Annotated in this window: 14 protein-coding genes; 4 read left to right on the top strand and 10 right to left on the bottom strand. The window is 56.1% G+C overall.

Annotation, left to right across the window (positions count from 1 at the left end; genetic code table 11):
- Nucleotides 1–29: 29 nt before the first annotated feature.
- The gene (locus AAF465_06260) at nucleotides 30–575 is read right to left on the bottom strand and encodes an XrtA/PEP-CTERM system exopolysaccharide export protein (protein MEM7082318.1); all 546 of its coding nucleotides are present in this window, start codon (nucleotides 573–575) and stop codon (nucleotides 30–32) included.
- A gap of 402 nt (nucleotides 576–977) precedes the next feature.
- Here AAF465_06260 and AAF465_06255 point away from each other — a divergent pair, with 402 nt between their 5' ends.
- Entirely contained in the window at nucleotides 978–3095 is a 2118-nt protein-coding gene (locus AAF465_06255; protein MEM7082317.1) for a tetratricopeptide repeat protein, read from the top strand.
- A gap of 111 nt (nucleotides 3096–3206) precedes the next feature.
- Here the strand turns inward: AAF465_06255 and prsT are convergent, their stop codons facing one another.
- From prsT to AAF465_06225, 6 genes are all read right to left on the bottom strand, one after another.
- Nucleotides 3207–6032, bottom strand: a complete 2826-nt coding sequence (gene prsT / locus AAF465_06250) for an XrtA/PEP-CTERM system TPR-repeat protein PrsT (protein ID MEM7082316.1) — start codon at nucleotides 6030–6032, stop codon at nucleotides 3207–3209.
- Nucleotides 6033–6044: 12 nt separating this feature from the next.
- Complete coding sequence (prsR, locus tag AAF465_06245) at nucleotides 6045–7412, bottom strand: PEP-CTERM-box response regulator transcription factor (GenBank protein ID MEM7082315.1); 1368 nt, start codon at nucleotides 7410–7412, stop codon at nucleotides 6045–6047.
- Between the two features lie 29 nt (nucleotides 7413–7441).
- Nucleotides 7442–9487 (bottom strand): XrtA/PEP-CTERM system histidine kinase PrsK, encoded by a 2046-nt coding sequence (gene prsK / locus AAF465_06240; GenBank protein ID MEM7082314.1) that lies wholly within the window; start codon nucleotides 9485–9487, stop codon nucleotides 7442–7444.
- Between the two features lie 36 nt (nucleotides 9488–9523).
- A complete protein-coding gene (locus AAF465_06235) occupies nucleotides 9524–10927 on the bottom strand; it encodes a TIGR03013 family XrtA/PEP-CTERM system glycosyltransferase (protein MEM7082313.1) in 1404 nt (467 codons plus the stop codon).
- A gap of 345 nt (nucleotides 10928–11272) precedes the next feature.
- Complete coding sequence (locus AAF465_06230; GenBank protein ID MEM7082312.1) at nucleotides 11273–12349, bottom strand: endonuclease/exonuclease/phosphatase family protein; 1077 nt, start codon at nucleotides 12347–12349, stop codon at nucleotides 11273–11275.
- 70 nt (nucleotides 12350–12419) lie between these two features.
- The gene (locus tag AAF465_06225) at nucleotides 12420–13415 is read right to left on the bottom strand and encodes a hypothetical protein (GenBank protein ID MEM7082311.1); all 996 of its coding nucleotides are present in this window, start codon (nucleotides 13413–13415) and stop codon (nucleotides 12420–12422) included.
- 73 nt (nucleotides 13416–13488) lie between these two features.
- Between AAF465_06225 and AAF465_06220 the strand changes: the two genes are divergently transcribed.
- On the top strand, nucleotides 13489–14802 hold the full coding sequence (locus AAF465_06220; protein MEM7082310.1) for a nucleoside transporter C-terminal domain-containing protein: 1314 nt from the start codon (nucleotides 13489–13491) through the stop codon (nucleotides 14800–14802).
- Between the two features lie 146 nt (nucleotides 14803–14948).
- Here AAF465_06220 and AAF465_06215 read toward each other — a convergent pair whose 3' ends face one another.
- The gene (locus AAF465_06215; protein MEM7082309.1) at nucleotides 14949–17087 is read right to left on the bottom strand and encodes an ATP-dependent helicase; all 2139 of its coding nucleotides are present in this window, start codon (nucleotides 17085–17087) and stop codon (nucleotides 14949–14951) included.
- A 149-nt stretch (nucleotides 17088–17236) separates the two neighbouring features.
- On the opposite strand from AAF465_06215, the gene AAF465_06210 reads away from it, so the two are divergent.
- Nucleotides 17237–20959, top strand: coding sequence for a hypothetical protein (locus tag AAF465_06210; GenBank protein ID MEM7082308.1), 3723 nt, complete (start codon nucleotides 17237–17239; stop codon nucleotides 20957–20959).
- Between the two features lie 111 nt (nucleotides 20960–21070).
- On the opposite strand, the gene AAF465_06205 is transcribed toward AAF465_06210, so the two are convergent.
- Together AAF465_06205 and AAF465_06200 are read right to left on the bottom strand one after the other, a co-directional pair.
- Nucleotides 21071–21586, bottom strand: coding sequence for a cyclic nucleotide-binding domain-containing protein (locus tag AAF465_06205; protein ID MEM7082307.1), 516 nt, complete (start codon nucleotides 21584–21586; stop codon nucleotides 21071–21073).
- 161 nt (nucleotides 21587–21747) lie between these two features.
- Nucleotides 21748–22431 (bottom strand): GntR family transcriptional regulator, encoded by a 684-nt coding sequence (locus AAF465_06200; GenBank protein MEM7082306.1) that lies wholly within the window; start codon nucleotides 22429–22431, stop codon nucleotides 21748–21750.
- Between the two features lie 116 nt (nucleotides 22432–22547).
- On the opposite strand from AAF465_06200, the gene AAF465_06195 reads away from it, so the two are divergent.
- Nucleotides 22548–23621 carry an alkane 1-monooxygenase gene (locus AAF465_06195; protein MEM7082305.1) on the top strand — a complete coding sequence of 358 codons (1074 nt, stop codon included), beginning with the start codon at nucleotides 22548–22550 and terminating at the stop codon, nucleotides 23619–23621.

Here is a 23621-nt window from a genome sequence, read left to right as displayed (position 1 = left end):
AGATCACGTAACGTCGTATTTTGTTAAATTTAAAATCGCGATTCAGGGATGATCAGTACATCGCCCGGTCGCATCGGAATGTCATAACGAATATCCCCACGCTCGAGCAGCAGATCAGGCCGTACCGGAATCTCCGTGCCCTCCCCATTCACTCGACGCAGGATTTTGGATCGACGCGGCGCAGCAAATTCAGACAATCCACCGACTGCGATCATGACGTCGAGGAGCGACATATTGGCCGTGTAAGAAATGGCCCGAGGTTGGCCGCCCATGCCAATCACGCGTATTTGGTCGTTGGTTTGACCCACAAAGCCGGTCACGATAACCGTAACCTTCGGGGTTTTGATGTATTCGGAGAGCTGCGCCTCGATGTCCCGGGCGAGTTCGCTGGCGGTCTTGCCGGCCGCACGCATGTCTTCAACCAGCGGCGTGGAGATCTTCCCGTCCGGGCGAACCGGCACCACGCGGGACAAATCCTCATGTCGCCACACGTGTACGTCCAGGTTGTCTCCCGGTCCGATCGCATAATTTTCAACAGACTGGGTGGCAACTGGCTCCGCCGTCGATGTATCCACTCTAGGTGCGCTGCCTGCGCACGCGGAAAGCGCCAGAAGCGAAATTAGGAGGACGAAAATATTGGGCCGCTGCAACATGGTGAAAATTCTCCAAAAACATTGATCAATCAATAACTAGCGCGAGCGAGTTTACCACAGCTCGCGTCCGCGAACAGGGTGCGGTTCACGAATTTGGGGGTTGATTCGATGGCCCCCAACCGCGTGCCGATTTCAAGGGATCATGGCTGAACAGGCGCTGCTGGATTGCCGGTGGACCGAGCCGCACGACGCACTCGCCTTTTTACTCATCGTGTTACATAAATATAATGTTTTCTAGTAACTTATGAGAAAAAAGTATAGATTCCAATGATCGGTGTTTGTTCCCATACAACAATAAAGCGGCAACGCAACGGAAATTCCAGCATGGACCACGCACAACCACGATTTTGGCGCACCATCGGCCTGTGGCTGGTGATTGTTCTGGGGCTGCTGAGCGGCTGTTCGGAGCCGGAATCCGTGGATGGACGCCTCGATTTGGTCCGCGAAAACATGCAGCGCGCCGACTACGGCGCCGCGTCGCTGGAGCTGGCCAATCTGATCCAGACGTTTCCCGACAATTTGGAAGCGCGCCTCATGCAGGGCAAGGTGTCGCTCGCGGCCGGTCGCGCCGAGGCCGCTGAAGCGCAGCTCAAATACGCGCGAGGCCTGGGTGCACCGGGCCGACTCGTCTATCGACCCCTCGCCCAGTCACTGCTTGCTCAGGGTCAACCGGAGCGAATCGAATCGGTGCTCGGCCCACGACCGCCGGGCGATGCCGATCTTATCGCCTGGCTATCCGCTAACGGCTTGGGCGCACTGCAACTGAATCTGCCGGGGCGCGCGGAACTCTTTTTCACCGAAGTCATGCGGCTGGACAAAGAGAGCCTCGACGGCAAACTGGGATTGGCGGCTGTGCAAAAGGCCGAAGGGGACTTCAGCGCGGCGAGCGTCTACTTAGAAAACGCAACGCGCACGCACCCTTTATCGATCGCTGCATGGCAGGCGTTAGGCGCGCTTCACTACGACCAAGGCAGACTCGTGGACGCCGAACGTGCCTTTGTGAATGCCATCGATGGGCAGGACGGTGTCGACCGACCTTACGAGTTTATGCTTGCGCAGGTCGGCTTAATCGAAACGCAGTGGTACCTCGACAAGCGCTCATTGGCAACGCAAAACATGAAGGCGCTTATCGACAGCTATCCTTGGCACCCATTGCCCAAATATGTTCGAGGACTTTTGGCATTCCAAGCCGGCGAATATGGCACGGCTGGCGATTTTCTATACCGCGTGATCGCGATCATTCCCGATCATGAGCCATCGCTAAAACTGCTCGCCGCAATCAACTCCTCGCAAGGCAAATTTGGTCGTGCCCAGTTGTATCTCGATCAGTATTTCGAACTCAACGACAACGACCCGCAAATGGTCGCCCTGTTGGCGGAAACGTACCTACAAATGGGTAACGCCGAGGAATCGGTGTCAACACTCAAACCGATTATCGAAGACAGCCTTAACCCCGCCCATCTTGATCTCTACGGAACGGCCTGCCGCTATGCTCGCTCCTGCACCGATGGTGAAGCGTACCTGCGCCGAGCCGTGCTCGCAGACCCCTCCAACCTGCGTCGACAAACCCGTTTGGCGGCCGCGTATCTCAATCGCAGCGATCTGACAGCGGCGGACGATTTAATGAAAACGTGGAATCCACCAGGCCAAATCACGGAAAGCTCGCGCCAGGTGCTGCGTTTGGAGCGTTTTTTGCGCTCCGGTCAACTTGATCGCGCGGTGGAATACGCCAAAAAGCTCCGGCGTGAAAACCCGGCGAATCTCCACGCACTGTTGGCACTGGCTGAAATCGCGTATCTTCGCGGCGAAACCGAAGAAGAAATGGCGTGGCTGGAGCTGGCACGCGGACGCAATCCGGAGGCTGTTGAACCGCGCATTATTCTCGCGAGCCGTCATTTGAACAAACAGCGCTACCACGAAGCGGTGCGCGTAACACAAGAGGCCGCATCGGCACACCCTTACCACGCTGACGTGCTGCGTATGCTGGCCTATGCCTTGATCAATACCGGGCAAAACAGCGAAGCACTAACGGCGGCGGCGGAGGCACGCCGACTGGCACCCACAGAGCCGCATAACGCACTGGCGTTAATCCACGCCAATCTGTTGGTCAACGACTACCCAAAAGCGCAGGCGCTAATCGAAGCGCTGATCGATGAGCATGGCGACGCGATCAACAGTCTGCAGCCGATGATTATCGAACTACACAAACGGGGCTTTGATCGAAAAGCGCACGATGCCGTCAAATTGCTCGCTGAGGTGGATGTGGGCGCCGATCTCATCGCCGAGATCGAAGGCGATTTGTATCTGTTAGAAGACGAAACGGCGCTGGCTCAGTCCGCGTATAAAAAAGCACACGAACTGGGTCCAAGTCCGATCAGAGCGCTCAAGTTGCAACTCGCGCCGGGCGATCAACGCGCGACAAGCCAGCTGGTGCCGCGCTAGGTATCAGGTCGCAACCGACACCGCGACCCCATCCCAACACACCGCCTCGAAACCGACACGTTGAACGCGATAACATGACGCAGTAAGGCGGTTTGGCCCGCCCACGATGTGTCAAGGACGCGCTAGGCTGTCAAACAACTGCTGCGCGCTCTCGCGACTCTGAAACGGCGACTCATCACTCAATATGGTGCGCAGCGTTTGACGGGCTCGACTGCGATCACCCGACTCATTCAGTGCCGCCGCGTAATGATAGGCGATGTCCCGGGCGTCGGGCACGCCCTGGTCGCGCGCGGCCGACTCCGCAAGACCCAACACGCGAAGACTCTCAGCGACTTCACCTGAGCGAAACAGAATCCAACCGTACGTATCCGCTATCTGCGGATTGTTGGGTAGCAAGTTATAGGCTCTCTCAGCCAATTCGATCGCTCGCCCCTGCGTGTCGCTGGCACCGCTTTCAAAGTAGAGCCAGGCCAGATTGTTGAGCGCGATGGCATCGTCGGATCGCTGCTGAATCACGGCCTCGTATTGACGGATCGAATCGTTGCTTCGACCCAGTTGCTGCAAACGCTGTGCGTAAACCAACCGCGCAGCGACATCCTCGGGAGCTTGATTAAGCCAGCGCTCGATGACCGGCAAGCCGTCTTGCCCCATTCGCGCGGCAGCTCGATCCAACTTGAGCGTCAGATCCAGCGAGGGTCGCTTCGCATAGGCCTGATCGTAAAGGCGATAGGCGTCTCGAAAGTTGCCAGACTCGGCCTTGATGTCCCCTTCCACAATCATCACGCGCACATCATCTGGACGAGCTTCTTTGAGCGCATCGAGCATCTCGTTGGCGGCAGCCGTGTTGCCACTGCGAAGTTCTAACAGCGCGATACTCTGCGCGGCTTCGATCGTTCCTGGCACCAGCGCCCATAACTCCTCGTACGATTTTTTCGCCTGGGCAAACCGCTGCATTCGCGCCTGGGTACGCGCGCGGTACGTCACAATCTCCGGATCGCCCGGCCGCAAACTATCGGCCTTCTTAATGAACTCGAGCGCGAGATCATACTGTTGGGCTTCGAACAACGCGCGCCCATAAATAAACTGAGTAACGGCAACACTCTCAAACTGTGTGGCGGCCTGCTCGGCGACCTCCAGCGCTTCCTGCACCCGATTGAAGGTCAATAGGACACGTGTTTGGACAGCCAACGGCATGTACTCATTGGGTGCCGCAGCACGCGCTCGTTTCAACACATCAAGCGCGCCCTGTTCGTCGCCTTCGACCATGTAAATGGACGCAAACGACACCCATGCGTCAACGTTGTCGGGGTTCCTGGACAAAAAGTCTTCATAACGTGTTTTCGTGTCGGCAATTTTGCCTTCTTGCGCATCCAGCTTGGCCAGGTTGGTCAACAATCCTGTGAAATCTGGGTTGCGCGCAAACGCGTTTTCCAACGTCGAACGCGCTTTGACAATCATGCCCTCTGATAAATACCAGCTGGCGATCATGTTGTGTGTGCGCGGGTTGTCCGGCCAGGTCGACAAAATTATATCGGCCTGCGCGTTCGCCGCCTGTCGGTCTTTGGCCTGAAGGGCGGCAATGAATTTGATCGTCGCTTGACGCTCGGGCGTGACCGCCTCCGACGTGCTTGACTCGCTTAAAGCCAGCGCTTCATCCGCCCTGCCTGCGGCGATGTACGCAGCAATCAAGGTCAGTCGGGTTTGCTCATTGTCTGGATTGCGCTCTAGCGATTGTTCCAATTGGGCGATGTTGTCACTGGAATTATCCAGCCGGATATTCACGCGCCCAAGCATACTCATGAGCTCCTCGGCTCCCGGCCCTAAGGCGATCCCGTCGCGCAAAATTTGTGCAGCCTGACTGGCGTTGCCCAGGCGAATGTTCGACTCCGCAAGGAGTTTGCGCGCCTCGAAGTTATTCGGCTGCGCGGCGACTACGTTGGATAAAAACATCTCAGCCTGAGGGTTTTCTCCGCGTTCGAGCGACAGCGCACCTTGCAAGAATTGGGCGGGAATAAAGTTGGGATACTTGGACAATACCTTTTGCGTACTTTCAAAGGCGAGTTCTTTATCACCGGCGATATAGGCGACACGCGCCAACAAGTACGAGGTAATCGGGTGCTCTGGTGCGAACGCAAACAGACGATTCGCGACCTCCTTCGAGGTTTCAATATCGCCCGTACCAATCGATGCCTCCAACTCGCCGGACAACATTAGGAAACGCTCTTCCTCGGTCAACCCCGCGGCCTCTTGACCCTGTTTAAAAAAGGCATATGCGTCGTCAAAACGCGCTTGTGAAATGGCGATTTGGCCTAGCGCAATTGGGGCTGACGCCGACTCTGGATACAGTGCCAACGCCTGCTCGCCAAGCGCGATGGCCTGCTCCACGTTCCCCTCGGTACGGGCTAACAATGACAGACCGATCAGCGCCTCCGATCGCCACCGCGGATTTGCGTCGCTATCGGCAAGGGCTCGATAGCGTTGTTGCGCGATGTCGGTGTTGCCGAGTCCATTCTGCGCCTTCGCAAAGAGCAGCTGCATTTCTGCCCGCTCTTCATCACCACTGGCTTTTACATCGGAAAAATTATCAATGAGCTCTTGAAAGCTGCCGAGCTTGAGCCAAGTGCGCTGTTGCAGTGCGTAGATTTCCTGAGGTGTTGCGCCAAGTCGCGCCGCGCGCTCAAGTTCCTTTGCTGCTGAATCCGCGTCGCCAATTTTGATCGACGTGTTGGCCAGCAATACACGCGCGTCTTTGTTGTTCGGGTTTTCCTGAAGAACGTTCTTCAGCTCGATCAGTGCCGCTCGGTATTGGCCATTTTCATAGGCCACAGCGGCATCCGCCATGCGCTGCTCTTCCGTTTTACTTTCACCACAGCCGCTCGCTACGCCGATGAGCATCAGCAACACCGCGCCGGAAATCAGTTTACGTACCCTGTTCATAGTTGTTTGCCTTTAGGAAGAGTTATTGTCGCCCATGCCATGACGCTGCATGAGGTCATAGAAGGTCGGGCGTGTGATGCCCAGCAGTTCGGCTGCTTTCGAAATGTTCCCATCGGTGCGCGCGAGCGATTGTCGCAGTGCTTTAAGCTCGGCGGCTTGTCTAACCGCGCGCAAGTTCAGCGGCTGATCCGGCCCGGCTTCTTGTACGAGTAGACCGAGATCGTCTGCGTCTACCTGCTTACCGTCGGCCATGATTACCGCGCCATTAATTTTGTTCTCAAGCTCGCGAACGTTGCCCGGCCAATCGTACGCCTCAATGGCATTGTTCGCGTCTTGTGTAAAACCACGAATCGGCCGGCCGTGGCGCTCAGCGAATTTTTGCAAAAACACGCGCGCAAGAATGACCGGATCACCTTCGCGCTCCCTCAGCGGCGGAATATTGCAGGTGACTTCTGAGATACGATAGAACAAATCCTCACGGAACCGTCCGTCGCTAATGCACGTTTGCAAATTTTGGTTAGTGGCGCACACCACCCGCACGTCAACCGGAATCTCCGTGCGCCCGCCGATTCGCTCGACCACACGCTCCTGTAGGAATCGCAGTAGTTTGGCTTGCAGTTGCATCGGCATATCGCCAATTTCATCAAGAAACAGCGTGCCGCCATTAGCGAATTCGATCTTGCCTTCCGTGCGTTTGGCGGCGCCGGTAAAGGCACCCTTCTCGTAGCCGAACAACTCACTCTCAAGCAAGTTTTCTGGGATTGCCGCGCAGTTGATCGCCACAAACGGCTCTTTCTTACGGGGACTCAAACTGTGCACCGCGCGCGCTAGCAGCTCCTTACCGGTGCCGCTTTCGCCAAGCAGCAGCGTCGTGACGTTGGTCGGCGCCACTTTTTCGATAAGACGACACACTTTCAACATCGTATCGCTTGTGGCAATAATGCCCTCGAGCGCGTAGTAATCCGTCGTGTTCATCAAATTGCGATGCTGCTGCTCGAGCTCGTAAATATGAAAAGCGCGCTGCACTAACAGCAACAGCACATCGGTATCAATGGGTTTGCTGTAAAAATCGTAGGCCCCCGCCGCAACAGCGTTAACCGCATTGTTGGTATCGCCGTTACCGGTCACCACGATGACCTTGGTGTGTGGCGCAATCCTCAGCGTTTCATCCAGTGTCGCCAAGCCTTCGCTCACACCCTCGGCGTCGGGCGGCAACCCGAGGTCCTGAAGAATAACGGGCGGTTCATGGCGCCGTATTTCGTTAATCGCCGACTCGCGGTCGGCCGCAAAGATCACCTCGTAATCTTCAAAACACCACTTAAGCTGGCTTTGAATACCGGGGTCGTCTTCCACCACAAGTAATTTACGATTAGCTGTCAATGCATTGCTCCTGCAATTTCAGAACGACGTTAATCCGAGTGTTCGGCGAGCGGCATGACAAGTCGAAACGTGGAACCGGCACCGACTTCGCTATCCACTTGTAGCTCGCCGCCGACCGACTGCACAAACTCTCGCGCCTGATACACGCCAATGCCCATGCCCTTAACACCTTTGGTCGTATCAAACGGTACAAACAGACGCTCGCGGATAAAATCGGGGCTCATGCCGCTCCCATTATCACTGACCTCAATGATAGCGTTTATGCCCTCCTTACGGGCGACCAACGTCACAGATCCGTCAGCCGACGTGGCATCTTGGGCATTTCGAACCAAATGCACCATCACCATCAGCAGCCGCTCGCGGTCTACGCGCACCCGTAATTCCGGAGCATCAACCAGCACCGGGATCGGCTGACGCTCATGGGTCGCGTCAATCACCGCGTGACACAGGCGCGCCACCTCGACCACCCGCACATCCCCGCCCTGTTCGCCGCGGCGAAGTTGGTCAAGAATTCGATTCATCCGATTGACCGAATTATCGACCGTCGCAATGGCGTCATCAATGAACTCGGGGTTACCCTTATGCTTCGCCGCATTGCGAACCACCAGCGACTGCTGCGCGATCAGGTTTTTGAGATCGTGCATTAAAAAGGCAACCAATCGATTGTAGGCTTCAAACTGCCGGGTTTGTGCCAGTTCCTGAGCTGACTCATGCAGCGCCAGGTGACTGGCAACCTGCCGACCCACTGATTTTAACAGATCGCGGTCTTCCCAGGTGAGCTCGTTCACCGCCATGGAGCGCGCCAACACCATAAAGCCGATCAGCTCCTCATTGTGAATCAGCGGAATGGTCAGCCATGCTTTTGGGTCGTCGGCGAACCACGCGGGCAGCCCCATCTGGTCAACCTCTCGCTCCTGCTCATGCTTGTCAACTATCCACTCGCGCTGGCCGATTCGAGCACAAAAAGACGAATTCGTTGCCTCGACGATACCCGCGTAATCACTCATGTTCCACGCTTCCCGCACGCTGTAGCCGTTGGGCCCAAGCTGCCACAAGGTAGCGCCAGGACTTTGCACGATGTTGCTCACCGCACGAAGTGCGCGAAGCGGCAAACCCTCTTCGTTGTTATTCGCCGACAGCGAGCGCGTGAGATTGAGCCATTCCCGTCGGTAGTCGTAGCGATAGTGGAAAAAGTTCTTTTCGAGAAACACCCGAAGTCGCGCCCGCGCTTGGCCCGAAAACAACACAATGGCCAGCAGCATGAGTGCAATAAATAGGAAGACAATGAGTGCAAAGGTGCCCCAGTCGCCACCAACGACCTGAATGAAATAGCCGCCTACCGCAATCGCGACCAGATAGAGGCCGACCCCGAGCATGCCGGTCGAATAAAACACGACCTTGCGCGACAGGGTCACCTCCTTGCTGGGGGCCTGCATGCGCACAACGGCCACGGCGAGTAGTCCGGCAACCACCGCATTAACCACACCACGGGCATCCCACAAGTCCTGCGCCAGACCTCGAAACAGTACGCCCAGGGAAAAGACAAACAGATCGTAGACAAACAGACTACCGACGCCGAGACAGAAGAACTTAACTTGCCAACGCTCATCGACCGTGCTGTTGCGATAAAACTGATACACAAGGAGGTAGCCAACGATCGACAGCACGAACATGCTCATCAAGTAGCTAGTCGCGCCCGTCATGAACGGCGTACCGGTGGCCGCGGTGATTAAGACGACCACATTCAACAGCACAACCAGCACCCACGTGCCATGAACGTAATAGGCGGTTTGTCGAGGCCATTGACGCCGGTCGTCGCCAAACAAAAATCGCCACACGAGCAGCAGCCACAACACCATCCGCACCAGCTCGGCGATGACCACCAACAGCAGGTCTTCGAGTCGATTCGGGCCGGTAAATTGGGTGAGTACGCCCGCCCACACTGCATTGAGCAGTACGGTTATGAGAAATTGGCGGCTGCCAGGTCGATTGCCCCAACGCGCAAGCACAAACACGGCGAGCGCCAGATGGAATACCGCGCCGAGCAGGTAGCTGCCAAAACCGAGGTTAATCACGCCACACTCCTGGGCTGGACACCGCGCGCTAGACGATTAGCGCGCGCCGGATTTCCACAAGACCACTTCGGCGGTCTGCAGAAGAATGAGCAAATCAAACAACATATTGTGATTCTTAACGTAGTACAGATCGTATTGAAGCTTCTCCAGCGCATCTTCGCTGGATGCACCGTAGTCGTAACACAGTTGTGCCCAACCGGTAATCCCCGGTTTCACGGTGTGCCGTTCTTTGTAGTACGGGATGGCGTGACTCAGCTCTTCCACAAAGCTTGGTCTCTCAGGGCGGGGACCGACAAAACGCATGTCGCCACGCAATACATTAAAAATCTGCGGTAGCTCATCGATTCGATACTTGCGAATCACAGAGCCGACACGCGTTATGCGACTATCATTTTTTTCCGCCCATTTCGCGACACCATCTTTTTCAGCATCGGCGATCATGCTGCGAAACTTCATGACATCGAACACGGAGTTGCGCAGGCCTACCCGCTGTTGACGATAAATAATGGGCGCATCCAGGCCGTCTTCCCACCAGATGGCCAACACCACGATGAGCATCACCGGCCAAGTGAGAAACAGTAAAAACAACGCCGCCAGCACATCGAACACGCGACTGGTTAATACTCGAAGCGGATTCCGTGAAAAGCCTTCTGAGAAAATCATCCAGCTCGGATACAGAAGATCGAGTTTGACTTTGCCGGTCTCTCGCTCGAAGAACGACATGGCGTCGATCACGCCAATTCCGTTGAGCTTGCACTCGAGAAGCTCTTGAACCAAAAACCCACGCCGACGGTCATCAATGGCGACCACGATTTCATCGATCCGATGCTCGTGTGCCAACTCCGCTATGGTACCCGAAGGCTTGAGCAGTTTATCTTGATCTACCGAGTGCCGTTCGTTGTTCTCCGCGGGCAAGAATCCGATCACCTTGAAGCCACGCTGGTCGGATCGCCGTCGCAGCCCCACTATATTGGCCGCTTTTTCGCCTGCGCCATAGACCAGTACACGGCGACGAAAGACGCTGCCATCCACTAAGTTGTGAAACATAACGCGAGTGAGCAGCAACCCAATCAAGATCAGAAGCATGGTGATCGCCAGCGCACCGCGACCGAGATACAACCCTGGAAAGATATAGAACAACAGCGCGAGGGCCGCTCCCGCGGCGACGCAGCTGGCCACCACCCGTACGGCAATGCCGCTCATTCGGGTGCGTAGGCGACCGTGATAGAGCCCCATGGCCACCATGCTGGCCAGAACAACTAAAGCGATAAGCAAAGCGCGCGGCCATACCGCGCCGATCGAGTCGAAAATAGCATCAAGGCGGCCCCCGAAACGAAGCCGAGCGCCAAGGTACACCGCTCCGATCATCATAAGCGTCTCGACAACGGCGAGATAAAACACTTGGCGGTGAATGTAATTATTGAATATCCGTATCGGCATGTGTGATCTGCAAACCCTGTATCGCAATGGAGAACGCCGAGCTAACCCTGCTCGTCGTTCCTATCGTGTTGTGGCCTTCAGCGAGCGTCAGACAATGAAGGCTGCGCACGGACGAAACGCCCACCGCGCAGCAAATGTAATTCAGAATTTAGTTAAAAAGCGTGCGTTTTCTCGCAATTTCGCATCGAATTCGGGAGCGGAGAACATACACAGGTCGGTCGTGATTGGCAAGCGTTTGACGGAAGTTTATTATATATAACAAACACTTATTGGCCAATTGCTGCCATTTACCGCCCTCGGCTGGCGATTTTTTAACCAGCCGGCATCCCCAGTGTTTGCCCGGATTTAGCGCGCCGTATCCTGGGCGGGTGATCGTTCGAGCTCCACGAGCAACGGCCAGTGGTCTGACACACCGCTGAGCGGGGCCACGCTGAACGACAATGGGTAGCCGTCGCGTTGCTGTTCTGGGTGACGGTTGACCAAACGCGTGGCGTCATTAAGGCGCCATTCGCCAATCTCGTTTGTCGACTTGCGCACCAGAATCATGTCGAGAAACGACCAATCGTCTTTCGGCGGATAATAGCTGGTGCCTGGACAAGCACGGCAGCCCGATTCGTGACCGATGAGCCACTTGGGCTTCGCAATGCGCTCGATAATACGCTGTTCGTTTTCTTCCAGCGATGGCGTGTTGAAATCGCCAGCGGCAAACGCGAGGCGATCAGCCGGTAACTGGGCGAGCAGCGCATTGAGCGATCGGTAGGCGTCAATGCGTAACGAATAAGGGTGATACGGCGCCGGAAAGTGCACAGAATAACCCGTGAGCACGGCACCGTCAGGGAGTTTGAAATTGGCCTGCAAAATGCCGCGAGTGTCTTTTTGGCGCCGCTCACTAATTTGCGTAAACGTGATCGGATGAAGCGTGGGTGTGCCCACCATCGGCAAGCGAGATAAAAACGCGACATCAATGCCACGATCATCGTTTCCTTCGATTAGAATCGGCTCGCCATACCCTTGGTCCGACAAATAACCTCGACGGAGACGCTCTAATACGTGTACGTTTTCGACTTCTTGCAGAGCAATGATGTCCGGTCCACGTCCTTCTTGCGTAATCACGTCCGCCAACGTTTTGAGCTTGAATGTAAGCGCCTGCTCGCTCCAATCCCAATACAGACACTGCTCGCGCCACTTACGCACGCTAATCTCGTTGCAACGCGCCCGATGGGCGTCGTTGTCTTTTTTGACTCGGGGTAAAAAGGTGTAATCATTCTTGCCGACATCATGCTCAGTATCGAACAGGTTTTCGACATTGAACGCCATGATGGTGACGGTTTCAGCATCTCCCAGCCGAGGCGTGGTTTGAGGCGCAACCGTCGAACAGCTCGCCAGCAGTATGAACAGGCCAATCGATAAAACTACACGCATAACGTTTCCAACAGGTAAGCCGACCGTGAGTGTAGCAGCGACAGCATCAGAACACAGGCGTGACGAAATGCTAGTCCGCTCCATCAGGCACCAGCCGGTACAAGGGCGGATTGCGCCCCTCACTGGTGTAATACAGATTGCGACTGTCGAGGCCGATGGCAACCGCCTCGGATTGCTTCATCGCTGGCACCTCAATCTGCCGAGGCGCTTTGGCCAATGCCTCAGCCCAGCTTTCGGTTTCCGCTCGATCGAACCGATACGAGTGGCCGTAGGTGTGAATCACGGCAAACGTGCCGTCGGGCGCGATATCCATGGCGCTCGGCTGAGCGAACCAAAAGCCCAGATTAGGATGATCCAAGATATCCTGCAATGTGGGTGCGGGCAGCGCGTAAAGCTCGGTTTCGAGCTGCGCGGTCACAATGTCTTCAGAGCCAAACGCACTGAGTGGCACACTGAATACCCGAGCGGGCCGCTCGCGCTTCGACACGAGATAGACCGTTTCGGTGCGACTGTCGACCGCCACCGCTTCGGTATCAGCGGCCCCCGTCGGATAGGTCAGTCTCGCCATTTGGACATTGCGCAGTGGCAATAGACGATTTGACCGTTTTTTTGGTAGCGGCGGCTCTTTGGCCAGATACAGCGTATAAAACGGCTTGCGTGAACTGTTGTCACCCACATCGGCAATGAGCAGCCAGGACTCGCCTCGCCATCGAAACGACGCCATATCCTCCCAGTCCTTGGATACCGCCCGTTCAACCAAAAAGCGACCGCGCGGTTCGCCGTCTTCGCCGAACGCGAACAATGACGGACCGTATCCGGAATCATTGTGCGACCAGAACACGTTTTCAGAACGGGTCGAAACAGCCAAACCGCTGGCCTCACGCAGCGCGGCGTTTTGGATATTGCCCATAAACTCGATTCGATACGTCGACGCAATGGGTTGGTCTTTTGCGGCGGATTCAGCCGATTCGGGGCGCGATGACAATTCGGCACCGACCGGCGGCGCCATGACGCCCGCCAGCAGGCCGGTCGCGACCAATCCGCAGAAAAGTGAATAGGGCTTCATGCTCGGCTCCAGACCATCCATTGTAGTGTTCTGACCGCAATTATAGCGCGGATATCCCGGCGCGGTGGCCTGAGTGAGTCATTCTGAGCGCAACTTGTCGATGACGTTCCGCTGGATCACTGTTAATCTGGCCTGGGGAAAAATTGGGGACGCCGACTTGGACCATCTCACTCAACGCATCACCGCTGTTTTTGGCATTGTCGTTATGCTCGGCATTGCCTGGTTACTGTCTTCTGCACGCAACCGCTTTCCTTGGCGTATCGCGTTGTGGGGTCTCGCCATTCAGTTTGCGCTCGGGCTGGTGTTTCTCGGCACATCGATGGGTCAACGCTTTTTCGATGGACTCGAAAGTGGCGTCACTGGTCTTCAAGGGTTTATCGATAAAGGGTCGGCGTTTGTATTCGGCTCGTTGATGGAAACCGGCTTTTCGTTTGCGCTTAACGTGCTGCCGGGCATCATCGTGATGGGCGCGTTGTTTCAGATATTTTATCACCTGGGCATCGCCCAGATTATCGTCCGTGCAGTGGCTCGCCTTATGTCGCGCGCCATGGGGCTCTCGGCCGCAGAAAGCCTGGCTGCCGTGGCCAACATTTTTGTTGGGCAAACCGAGGCTCCGCTGATGGTAAAGCCCTATATTTCGCGCATGACTGAATCCGAGTTGTTTGCCCTTATGGCCACCGGCATGGCGACGGTAGCGGGCTCGGTGATGATCGCCTACACGCAGTTTATCGGTGCCGACTACGCGGGGCACTTGGTCACAGCCAGTCTCATGTCCGCCCCTGCGGCATTGGTCATCGCCAAAATCATGGTGCCGGAAACCCGCACGCCCGACACCTTTGGCACCGATCACGCCGACATCCCGCGCACCTCCGTTAACGTGATCGATGCGGCGGCCGATGGCGCACTTGCCGCCATGCGACTGGCCGCCAACATTCTAGTATTGCTTATTGCGTTCGTTGCCCTCATCGAAATCATTAATGCATTGATTGGCAGTGCTGGCGGCCTGTTTGGGGTCGAGGGACTCACACTGCAAGGCATTCTCGGCTGGATACTGGCGCCGCTCGCCTGGTGTATGGGCATTCCATGGGAAGAAGCGCGCGCGGTCGGCTCTCTGATCGGCATGAAAACGGTCGTGAATGAGTTTCTGGCGTACCAAGACTTAGGCGTGCTGATGGCAAACGAGGGGATTTCCGCGCGTTCAGCGGCCATCACCTCCTATGCACTGTGCGGCTTCGCCAACTTCAGCTCGGTCGCCATACTCATCGGCGGCATTGGCGGCATGGCGCCGGATCGTAAACAGGATGTCGCGCGCTTGGGCATTCGCGCCATCGTGGCCGGTACGCTTGCCACACAGCTGACCGGCTGCGTCGCCGCGATTCTGCTCTAACCCATCGTCGTTCGCGCCCACCGCGAGCCGGACGCGCTCGGTCGCCCGTTATGCAGCAATGGATATCGTCTTCCAGCGAACCAAACAGGTTCGTGCGGTGCCGGCCCACGCTCATGCTTACAGTTCATTGGGTGTTGTCGCAGCGTCTACCACAAATCGCTAATCCGCGACGGCAAATCCAGATGCGCGATCGCTTTGCCCAGTTCACTCGTCGCCTGCTGCTGGCCGTAAAACGTTCGCTGACAATGCGTAAGGAGCGCGTGGGTCATGAAGCGACTTTGCGCACCGTAAACATGATTATCGCCGTGACGAGGCTGCTGCGGCACGTAAAACCGAAGTGGCACCAGTAGATGGAGCCGATCTTTGGCGCGCGTCGCGGCGACATACAACAGCCGCCGTTCTTCTTCGATCAGTTCGTCCTTGCCTGTGGCAAATTCGGATGGAAAGCTGCCATCCACCACATTCAGAACAAACACGCTGTGCCATTCTTGCCCTTTCGCCGAGTGAACGGTAGACAAAATCAAATAGTCTTCGTCTTTGAGCGGTGCCCCGGCCAAATCGCCGCTTTTGCTGGGCGGATCGAGGGTCAGATCCGCTAAGAAATGCTCCGCATCCGTCGCTTGGGAAGCCAAGCTCATCAATTGGTTAACATCCTGCCAGCGTACGCCGGCGTCATCGTAAAGCCGGTCCAACTGAGGTTGATACCAGTGCGCCAACGCCGGCAAGACCACATCAAGTCCCTCGGACGCACAGCGCCCGAGTTCGCTTGTGAGTTCGCGCCACGCGGACTTCGCGCTTTCAGGCACATTGAAACGCGCCAACGCATCGAATCGACAGGCGTGAAGTGTGAAGTAGTCCCAGGCTTTCTGAGCAAGCTTCGGACCGATTCCGCTCAATAACTGCATACTCCGAAAACCGGCCAGCTGGTCCTTAGGATTTACGCCCCATCGCAATAAGCACAGCAGGTCTTTGACATGCGAAGCCTCGAGAAACTTCAGCCCACCGTATTTGACGAACGGAATATTTCGCCGCGCTAACTCCACTTCAAGCCGATCGCTGTGGTGACTGTTTCGAAACAAAACGGCCTGTTGCTTGAGCGCAATCCCATCCTCGCGCTGCCTGAGTATCTGTTCGGCGATATATCGAGCCTGACAAGCGTCATCCTCGACGGTCACATAGAATGGTTGCTCCCCCTCTTCACGTGCCGAACGCAGCCGCTTGCGATGCGACTGGGCGTCGCCATGCATGAGTGTGTTGGCGAAATCCAGAATACGTTGGTGAGAGCGATAATTTTGCTCGAGATCGATCACGGCAGCCGGCTGGTCGTACTGTGCAGCAAACTCTCGTATGTTATTGACATCTGCCGCGCGGAACCGATAGATCGATTGTGCATCATCTCCCACTACCGTCACGCCCGCGCCGCTTGGTTTGAGCGCTTTGAGTATCGAGGCCTGCAGTAGATTGGTGTCCTGATACTCATCCACCAGCACATGAGAAAATAGCTCGCCGATCTCTTTGGCCAGCCAAGGTTCCTGCATCATGTAGTACCAATAAAGCAACAGATCGTCGTAATCGAGTGACGCGGTGTGTTGCTTGAGCGACACGTAGCGCTTAAACAACCGGCCGAGCTCATCTTCCCAATCACGGCACCAGGGATACTCCTCAGTGAGGATGTCCTCCAACGACTGTTGGCGATTGGTGCACAAGGAGTAAATTTCAAGGCACGCCGACTTACGCGGAAAGCGTTTATCCAACGACGACAAGTTCAGTTCCTGTCGGCACACATCCATTAAATCGGCGGCGTCACTCCGATCGAGAATAGAGAACTCGGGCGCCAGCGAAATATGTCGAGCGTATTGGCGCAATAGCTTGTGCGCAATGCCATGAAAGGTGCCGGCCCACGGAAAGCGGGTGTGCCCGCCTCGATGATTGAGCACATGCACAGCACGCTGCGTCATTTCGCGCGCCGCGCGACGGCTGAATGTCATCAACAGAATGCTCGCCGGCGACACATTATTCGCCAGCAGCCAGGCAACGCGATGGGCGATTGTGGTGGTTTTGCCGGTGCCGGCACCGGCCATTATCAGCAATGGTCCGCCGGGAGTATCGCTCGTGTCGACGCCTGATGGAGAATCGACCGTCGATTGAGGCACGCCATACCGGACGGCTTTGGTCTGCTGCGGATTCAAGGACATGGCGCCATTGATACCGGTTGCATCGGGCGGCGCAGCGGTTTCAAGCGCCTCTTTGACGGCGTCACATGCGGTGTCAAGAACGTCGGACATCGCAAAACTATAGCGAATGACTGTATGTTTATCCAGTATGTTGCCGATTAGTCATATCCCCTAGGCAATGTCATAATCCATCGCGACAACAAACACGAGTACAACGCTTGGTCGCGTCACTCGCGTCCGCTACTAACGTGCGGGGAGCTATGAAAAAACTGGTCGTATTCGGCCTTTGCATCGCGCTCTTTGGCCTGCTCTACACAGGCCTCGTTGCGACCCCGACTCCCGGTGATACGCCTAGGGTCACGACCACGGATTCCGACCCGCCGCCCAGCCAAGACACCACCTTCGCGCTAAAACTCGACCGTACTTTGGGTTCGTCGCCGAACGCCGCGGTGCCGGTTCAACGCGCGCCCTTCTCCGACTACGTTACGCCAACCAATCTTCGGCTGTTGGGTATTCTCTTGGCCACACTCGCGCTAGGTTGGCTCACCGCACGAGCGTCCGCACCACAGTATACGGAGCGCCACCGGTCTACCACCGAGAGTCCTCACTCGCACACGACCGCGCCCGCACTGGACACACTCACTGCGAGCGACACCCCAACGCAGCAGGCAGTGGACGACGCGCTGCAGTCCCTTCGCGAACAACACGACGAACAAAACCAGGCAATGCAGCTTCGTTTAGCAAGTCAAGAAACCGAATTGACGGACGCACATGAACGCCTGTCTACACTCGACTCGACGCTCAACGATTTGCGCGGCGAACTGGAGGAAATGGACGCGCAGCGACAGCAGCTCGACGCCAGTCTGATTGATCAGCAAGCCAAACGAAACGAGGAGTCGGTCTACATTCAGCAGCTCGAACACGACAACGCATCACTTCAAGAGACGATCGATACACTGCAACATGACCTTGCACAGAGTACGGACGCGATACTCGCACGTGACGAGCAAATCGGCACGCTGAATGAAGACATCGAAACGGTCAGAACATCGCTCGACACGCAGACACAACAGGCGGATCAAGATCGCCATGCGCTGCGCGCTGACCTCGATGCGCTCCACGCGCAGTTTGAGTCCCAGAACGAGTGTTATCTCGAATTGGAGCAAGACAATGCGTCGTGGCAGTCGCGCCATAATGAGTTGCTTGACGCGTTATCCGCCGCGGAAAAACAACGCGATGAGCTGGTGCCGATAAAGGCGGCGCACGCCGAGCTCCATAGACGTTTTGACACGCTGGTCAACGAGTTTGAACAAACGCTTGAGCGCGCGACGGATGCGGACACGCTCGATGAGCAAGTGGCCACACTTGAACGCGAACTGGCGCAGCGCCGGGCTGAACATGACGCATTGAGTGACCACCTAGCCACTGCACGCTCGCAAATAGAAACGCTCGAGGCGCGCGCGGTCGAAGCGGATACACTCGAGGAAGCGTTGGGCCACCTGAAACTCGACTTCGCCACGATGAGCTCGGAGCGTGATGCGCTGGACGAACAGCAAATGGCGCTTTCCGCGGAATTGCAATCAGCCAAATCCTCACTCGACGCACGTGCACAACATGTCGAAACGCTGGGCGAGCAGCTAGCTGAAACCAAGAAATCGGCCGAAACACTTAGCGCTGATTTGGCCTCGACGCGAGACGAGTTAGATCAGTCGAATACCTCACTGTCCGCGACACAACTCGCGCTCGACGAGAAGACGGAGGCGTTAAATGCGCTAAATGAAGCGCATGATGCGCTGACCTTTCAATCTCGCGCGTTGAGCGATGCGCTTGATCAGCAAAAACAAGAGACCATCGATCTGCAGTCAGACAATGAAGCCCTGTCGGAAAGCATCGGCGTATTGCGCGAAGACCTGTCAGATCTAGTGCAGCAGCAAGGCGAAAGAAACAGCGAAAACGAGCAACTCAAGCGCCAGATTATTGATGAACAGAAACTCAGTTCCGCAAAACAGAGCGAACTTGACGTGGTCAGCGAAGCACTCGACACCGAACACACGCAGAACGAATCACTCCATCATCGCCTGGATCAACAGCGTGAGGAAACCCAACAGGTCGAACAAAAACTGGCCGCTTGGGACAACAGCCTAAGCACCTACCGCGACGACATTGCCGCGAAAAATCGAGCACTTGATTCGCTGCACGATACGATTCGCGAACGTGAGCAGTCCATCCGTGAATTGACCGAACAGCGCGAGGCATTAGCCGGCCAGCTAGCCGAATATGGTGAAATGCGCCAGGGGCTTGAATCGGCGGCCGCCGCCCAGGTTGACCTCGACGCCGAGCTGACGAAACAAAACGAGACGCTAGCGCTCATGACATCGCAACTGACAGCGCATGCCGACGCCATTGTCGAACAAGACAAGCTGCTCGAACAGGCCGACACCGATCGGCAAATGTGGCTCGATGAAATGACGCGACAGTCTCGCGTAATTGATCGACTCGAAACCGAGTTACTCGAACAGCACGAACTTACACAGGCATTCGAAGAACTTATTGACGGCGCCCTGGTGCATCGGGAGATGCTTAATGCCCCGCCGCACGCCGCTAACCACGCGTCAAACGCTGACGAGGAGAGCCCGGTTGCGCCAACGCCCGACGATCAACCTACCTCATCGCTTCTCAATAAAGGTCAGCGTCTTCTGCACGCCCTCGATACGGCGAATCGCTCAAATAGCACGCTTACCACCACGCTCGAAGCAACGAAACGCGAAGTGCGGGATGCTGAAAAACTGGTCGGCGATCTGCAACGCGCAGGAGATCAACAGGCCGACATGTTTGCGTACAAGGAACGGCTCCTGCATGACCGACTGAATACCGCTACACAAGAAAAGGAAGCGCTCGAATCAGAAGTATTAACACTAAAAGACGCTCGTGAGGCCGCTGCGGAGGAAGTCGCGGAGTACGCAGCTCAAATCGACCAACTGCAGCGCTCGCATCATGAAGAAATTGAACGAACCGAACACACGCTCCAATCTCGACTCGACGCCACACAGCAGGAACACGAGCGTGCGCTACGGGAACAAGAGGCGCAGCTTGATGGCGCACGACAAGCCGAACTAAATGTGCTCATCGCCGCCAAAAATGAAGCGGAAAACAGTTTGCGCGCCACAACGCTGGACCTTGCCTCGCGCGACGACGAGCTCTTAACGCTCGGTGCGGATAAGGACACCCTGCTCGAAGAGTTAGGCACGCTCAAAGACGCATCAGCGCGGCACACCCAGACGCTAACCACTCAGTTGCGTGAACTTCAAAGCGATGTTGACGCGTGGCGCGCGGAAGCCGACAGCGCCAAAGAATGGGCGTCCACCTTAGCCGATGAAGTCGAGCGCAAAGCTCAAGCCGTCGTTACGGCCGATCAGCGCGTTGCGCAAATCGAGCAACACAAACTCGATCTGGATACCGCCTTAGCGGCCTCAGAGACCAGTAAAAAACAGCTTGAATATGAAGTAGAAGAGCTCAAGGAGCTAATGACAACCGTTGATGAAACGGATCGCAATATTCGTCAAGCGCATAATGAGCTACAGGATGAACTGGCTACTAAGACCGCGGAATTAACCGCGCTGCGCTTAGCCGAAGAGCGACGTCGCTCAAACGAAGCGTCATTGACCACTGAGCTCGACGATACCCGCACACGATTAGAGACCTTGTCCTTGCAATTCGCTGATGCCGAAACGACCTTTACACAAGCGCTTCAATCACAGCAACAGCGCAACCAAGACTTACGTGACGCACTGGCAAAGCAAAAAGAAGCACTGGCGTCGACCGGCGTGATACCCGTTCTATCTACGACCGTTACACCGCGCGCTTCGCGTCGCGATATTCCTACGTTGGGCAAACCGGTCCAAACCGGATCCCGCGATAAGCACGCCACCCGCAAAGACGATATTCCTGTGCTGAAACAACCGGTGAGCACAGAAGAAAGCTGACCGTACTCCAATCGGCATTTTGGCAGAACACTCCGTCAAGACCGCTCACCCTGCGGCCGCGCGGTTGACGTTTTGACGACGCGCTCAAACTAATAAAACCGCGGAGGCGATTTAAACTTTGAGGCCGCGGCGCAAGCGCGCGGTCAGCAACAAAAGTAGATTGTGATAAACCGTTTTGGCAATGCGGTAGTCGGACATCATCAGAGACTCAAATGCTCGACGCGGTATCTGAATGGCCTGGGAACGCTCGGCGGCGACAACCGATGCAGAGGCCGGTTTGCGATCGATTAACGAGTATTCACCAAAGCATTGGCCTTTGATGAACGTATCGAGTTCTGCCAGATCGTCCGGATCGGCCGCCGAGTGAACGTGGGTGTTCTCAGGACGTAAAACTAAGAAACGACCGGCGATCACAATATAGAGCGCCGCCGAGAAGTGATCTTTTACGATCACCTCATCCATGGGTTTGAAATTCAAGATCTGGAGATTTTGCAGCAGCGGTTTTAGGTCCGCCACAGACAAACTGCTAAAGACCTGACTTTCCTCAAGCCAGCCCATCACGTGTTTTTCGGTTATCGCACCCGCTGCGTCTCGCAGAGGCAGGCTCAAAGAATCAACGTCGGCCATGAAGTGTTACCCGGCGGTCTGGTGGTCACGATCTGCCCTCGAACGACTCGCGCAGGGCCTACATTGAGAAACCCAGGTCAGCGACTCGCCCAAGTCGACAGGCTTGGGAACTGTACCCCGACCATCGGGGCTTGTATAGCATGGGCCACGCCGAGCTGTCGTCATCGCGCCGCAAACGTATCGAGCACCAGTCGCCGCTGTCGCTCTGAAAACTGACCGATGAGTCGCTCACAGGCCGCGAGCTTGCCATCCACAATGTGCGTGATGAGCTTGAACGTAAAATCGGCCAGGCTTTTCATTTCCTGACGGCTCACCGTGAGCGCGCGATAATACGCTCGACTGAAACTTGGTTGAAGATCAACAAAAGCAGACGTGAGGTAGTTGTTACCCACCACATCGCAGGCCGCGCGCTGAAAACGAAAAGAGCCGCTGATCATGCCTAGTGCATCACCTTGATCGGCCGCCTCGGCAAGGTCACCCTGAAGATCGCTGAATCGAGTCAGATCATCGGCGCGCCACGCCCCACTTATTTTACGCACCAGCAACAGCATCAGCGCCTGCTGCAGATCATAAAGCGAATTGACGTCGTCGGCGCCAAACGCACTCACTCGCGCACCTTTGCGCGGCAGCAAATCCACTAAATGACGCCGTGAGAGAACGCGCATGGCCTCGCGCACAGGCCCGCGGCTGACACCGAGTTCGCGCGTAATGCGCGCCTCTGCGATTCGGTCCCCGGGATTTAGATTTCCGCTAACTATCTGTTCCTGAACGTAATCAGCCACTTGATCGGCGAGTCCAGGAGCGCGCTCAAAGGCGCCGGTTTGCTTTTCAACGCTCGTCGTCATATTGTCCTACAATCTTACATTTCTACAATATTACAATTTAGAGGCCATACGTCGTGCTGCACATCCCAGAGACTACCAAAGATCACCCACTGATCGTGCTTAAAAAAGTCGGTTTCATGCTTTATCTCGTTCCGGCGTTGCTGCCGGCGAGCTTTTTCGCCCTCTGGTCTCTCTTACGGCACAGCGAATTCGCCGTTTTGGCGTCCGCCGATCTGTATGCCTGGCTGCCTCTGGTGATGCTGTACGGTGTCATTCCGCTGGCCGATTTCGTCATCGGAAAAGACCCGCACAATCCAGACGATGACGAAGTCGCCATGTTAAGCGACCAACCCTTTTACAAAGTGCTGCTCTACGCCAATGTCCCCATTGCTTTTGCCAGTCTCGCATTCGGGCTTCTACTATTTATCTACTGGCGCGACCTCAGCCTGCTAGGCCAGATCGGCTTGATCCTGTCGTTTGGCGTGGTGCACGCCGGTATCATGATCAACGCCGCACACGAGTTGATCCACCGACGCAGCGCCTTCGAACAGCGTTTAGGCGGCATACTACTGTCACTCGTGCTCTACCCTAGCTTCAAGATCGAACATGTGCGCGGCCATCACGTCAATGTTGCCACGCCCGAAGACGCCAGTACGTCACGCTATGGCCAAACGCTCTATCATTTTCTCGCGCGCGCCCCGTATCGAAACGTCACCGCGGCCTGGCGCTTAGAAGCCAAGCTGCTAGCACGCCGCGGCCTGCCAGTATTGAGTCGCCATAACGAGTTATTGCGATGGTACGCGCTGTCCGTGATCGTCATGGTGGCGTGCACGCTCGTGTTCGGCCTACCGGGACTTGTGTTTTTCATGGCACAAGCCCTGGTGTCGATCGGTGTACTGGAAACCGTGAACTATTTAGAGCACTACGGCCTGGAGCGCCAAAAACTGCCGAATGGCCGCTATGAGCGTACCGATCACCATCACTCCTGGAACAGCAACTATCTGTTGAGCAACCTCATTACGTTTCAACTTCAACGTCATTCGGACCATCACGCCCATCCGCAACGACACTATCAAGTGCTGCGCCACTTCGACGACAGTCCGCAATTGCCGGCGGGATATCCGCTTATGATCTTGCTGGCGATGGTGCCGCCGCTGTGGATGCGCGTAATGAATCCGCGCGTTGAGCGCTATTATCGGCACAACGAGTGA

The sequence above is a fragment of the Pseudomonadota bacterium genome, assembly GCA_039028935.1.
Lineage (GTDB): Bacteria > Pseudomonadota > Gammaproteobacteria > Steroidobacterales > SZUA-146 > SZUA-146.
Note: the sequence above shows the minus strand (reverse complement) of the source record. Positions and strands in the feature narration are given on the sequence as shown.

Excerpts from the sequence above, each read along its gene's own strand:
- AAF465_06225 (MEM7082311.1), bottom strand. The coding sequence starts at position 13,415 with ATGAAGCCCTATTCACTTTTCTGCGGATTGGTCGCGACCGGCCTGCTG.
- prsT (MEM7082316.1), bottom strand. The coding sequence starts at position 6,032 with ATGAACAGGGTACGTAAACTGATTTCCGGCGCGGTGTTGCTGATGCTC.
- AAF465_06215 (MEM7082309.1), bottom strand. The coding sequence starts at position 17,087 with ATGTCCGACGTTCTTGACACCGCATGTGACGCCGTCAAAGAGGCGCTT.
- AAF465_06235 (MEM7082313.1), bottom strand. The coding sequence starts at position 10,927 with ATGCCGATACGGATATTCAATAATTACATTCACCGCCAAGTGTTTTAT.
- AAF465_06230 (MEM7082312.1), bottom strand. The coding sequence starts at position 12,349 with ATGCGTGTAGTTTTATCGATTGGCCTGTTCATACTGCTGGCGAGCTGT.
- AAF465_06210 (MEM7082308.1), top strand. The coding sequence starts at position 17,237 with ATGAAAAAACTGGTCGTATTCGGCCTTTGCATCGCGCTCTTTGGCCTG.
- AAF465_06200 (MEM7082306.1), bottom strand. The coding sequence starts at position 22,431 with ATGACGACGAGCGTTGAAAAGCAAACCGGCGCCTTTGAGCGCGCTCCT.
- AAF465_06195 (MEM7082305.1), top strand. The coding sequence starts at position 22,548 with ATGCTTTATCTCGTTCCGGCGTTGCTGCCGGCGAGCTTTTTCGCCCTC.
- AAF465_06255 (MEM7082317.1), top strand. The coding sequence starts at position 978 with ATGGACCACGCACAACCACGATTTTGGCGCACCATCGGCCTGTGGCTG.
- AAF465_06205 (MEM7082307.1), bottom strand. The coding sequence starts at position 21,586 with ATGGCCGACGTTGATTCTTTGAGCCTGCCTCTGCGAGACGCAGCGGGT.